The sequence below is a fragment of the Niastella vici genome (assembly GCF_002077945.1).
In the GTDB taxonomy this organism is placed as follows: domain Bacteria; phylum Bacteroidota; class Bacteroidia; order Chitinophagales; family Chitinophagaceae; genus Niastella; species Niastella vici.
On sequence record NZ_LVYD01000116.1, the window covers coordinates 1 to 2,761 of the forward strand.

The window sequence follows — 2,761 nt, forward strand, 5'->3', positions numbered from 1 at the left end:
TAAACGTTACTAATCAACGGTGAGATCGTTCCGCCCTGAGGGGTACCCTCAGTCGGATACACAAGCTGTCCGTTATCCAATACACCAGCTTTGAGCCATTTGTCTATCATCTTTCTGATCACGCCATCCTTTATCCTGTGGTCAAGGAACTCACGCAGGCATTGGTGGTTAATACTCCCGAAGTAGTTTTGCATGTCAGCGTCTATGATGTAGCGCTTTCCCTGCAAGCTGACTTGACGGGTTAATTCCTCCAATGCCTGATGTTGTGATTTACCTGGCCTGAACCCATACGAACTGGAATAGAATATATCCTCATACACCGGTTGCAACACCCTGGTTACTGCCGTCTGTAGCAGCTTATCTTCCACGGTTGGTAGACCAAGCGGGCGAAGTTTGCCATCGCCCTTGGGTATATAGACCCGCCGGATATTAGGCGCTCGGTAATTACCGCTTTTAAAGGCTGTTAGTAACTGTGGGATTCTTGTTTCCCGTTGTTTGTGATAGTCCATCCATGTTTCTGCATCCACGCCACTGGCTCCCTTTTTGTTCAGGGTATCAAAACTCTCCTGTAGCAGTGGTATATCAATAAACTCATGCAGGTTCGTCAGTGCTTCCAGCCGGTATTTCCTGGCCCGCTCTGCTATCTGCATTTCTACTGTTAACATCTTTTCCATGTCTCTGGTACACTCAAATGTTTCTAAAATGCAGTTCCGTAAACAGGCATCCCCCTTCCTTACTAAGTGGCTTTCATGGAACTGATTTCCCACCGTTCTATCAGTACTATGGGGATGCTAAGACTGCCTCCGCCCTTCTCCTTTCCTGCGATTTCTCTCGGTCTGGATACCTCCCGGTATCGCCTTTTCTTATCGCTTGTCAGGATGGCGATACATACCCTGTAAGCCCGGACTGTTGGGTTTCGGTCAGTCCTTGTTAACCGACTTTCGGTTGGAGGCGGTAGGCTCTCCTGTGTTCCCGTACTACCCCTGTCTGCCTGTGATATGTTCTCAGACCCCGGTCGAATCTCCCCAACTCGTCGTAACGCTGGTTTGATGTTGTCCTGATCTATCGAACAATCAGGACTTCGGCGTGTAGGACAGTTTCGAGGCTCAATAACATACCCTCAGCAGTCGCTGTCTACGCTTCGTGCAGGCATCTCTGCCTACTACGCAAGACTCGCTTCCGGTGGTTGACTAAACCTTATCGGACAGGATTGGTTACCTGTCAGGTAATTTCGAGGTGTTTCATTTTCAAAATCCCCACCTCACGGACTTTGCACAGCGCGATCGAAATTCGTCCAGCCCTCCCGACTTTATGCGATTTGGTTCGATTTGGAACGAATACGATCAATAATGATCGATTTTCCCCATTTATCAAACGTTTATCCTGCTTTTTCCCATTTTAAAAATCCAGGGAATCCGTCTCTTTCCGGGCGGGACTCCGTAGGGCACGCCGTTGCTGGTATAACCCGCGAACCGGATTTTTTCGGGTATAGGCGCTCATAATGCCATCAGCAATAATCTTTGAATTTTGGCTTTCATATACTAATTGGAAAGTTTACAAGCTATATTCTGTTCTGAATTTCAATGGCAAGCATTCGCCGCTATATGCGGGATGAATAAATGATTTTTTAATTGAGTACAACTCTTATTATTTTGCCGGATAATCCGATTATAATGAAGAAAAAGATAATGTTTTTGTTTTTCAGCATCTGTCTATTCAATAGAGGCTTTGCAAATACCCTGGTTAACTACCAGCCTTTCTACGGCGAAATGGATACTGTACGTAAAATTGGTGACGTAGTTATTGCTTCTAATGAGCTTACGAAGGGCCTGCAGGATCTGGATGCTTTTGATGTGTATAATAATACCATGTACATTGTTAATAAAAAGAGGTTACTGCAAATTGACCTTAACAATGGAGCCATCACTACAAATAAAACCATAAACGGTTTTTTAGCCAATTTGCTTATGCCGAATTTGTATGTTTCGAACCTTAAGGTGGTTAATGATGGCTTTTGGGTAACTATATTAAATAACCTGTATTTTATTTCCACCACCGGCGTTGTTAAAAAGGTATATCATACTTATCGTTTTTTTTATACGTTTAATACAGCCAATGATAACCTGCTGGTAACTACTATGGATTCTGTAGAGCTGATCTCTAAAAGCGGGAAAAGGTTGTCTGTTTTGCAATTTCCGCTGACTTCCGGCAATGGTTGGATACATTCAACAACTGGATTATATTACAATGCTATTGAACAGGATAGCATTGCCGCCATTGAAGCTACCGGCAAAAATGTAATCAGCACAAAAAGGTATGCACCGCTTGCAGAGATGAAAACAATTAAGGAACCATATGTATCCTACGTTTCGGATAAATATTTTGTGGTGATCCCTTATGCTACCAGAAATGTAATATCCCTGGTTTTGAAGAACGATTTCCCCAAGCGGGTTTATAAATCTTTTTCGATAAAAGGATGTACGCCTGACCATAATCAAGTGGAGATGGAGGAAGATATCCCAAGATTTCGAACAACTTACGAAGGGGATCGTTTTTTCGTAGCGGCTATTGCGCGCGGGCATTTACGCATATTTTCATTTATCCCATAGGTTAATAATTAAAATATATTACGCTGATTATTAATCAGGCTGCATGACAGATTTTGTCATCCACAGTATTTAATGTCAGGATTAAGGTTTACAAATTCTCCTAATACCCTTAAATCCTGTACCAGCAGGTTCCGGGTAGAGCGGTTCGTTGC

The 2,761-nt window shown here is 43.4% G+C and carries 2 protein-coding genes; one reads left to right on the top strand and one right to left on the bottom strand.

Annotated elements, in window-relative coordinates:
- A partial coding sequence (locus A3860_RS37555; RefSeq protein WP_245843714.1) for a reverse transcriptase domain-containing protein occupies positions 1-650 on the bottom strand: 650 nt, incomplete at its 3' end.
- A 1,023-nt stretch (positions 651-1,673) separates the two neighbouring features.
- Here A3860_RS37555 and A3860_RS37560 point away from each other — a divergent pair.
- The gene (locus A3860_RS37560; RefSeq protein ID WP_081155749.1) at positions 1,674-2,609 is read left to right on the top strand and encodes a hypothetical protein; all 936 of its coding nucleotides are present in this window, start codon (positions 1,674-1,676) and stop codon (positions 2,607-2,609) included.
- Positions 2,610-2,761 lie beyond the last annotated feature (152 nt).

Coding starts and splice junctions, on each gene's coding strand:
- A3860_RS37560 (WP_081155749.1), top strand. CDS start 1,674: ATGAAGAAAAAGATAATGTTTTTGTTTTTCAGCATCTGTCTATTCAAT.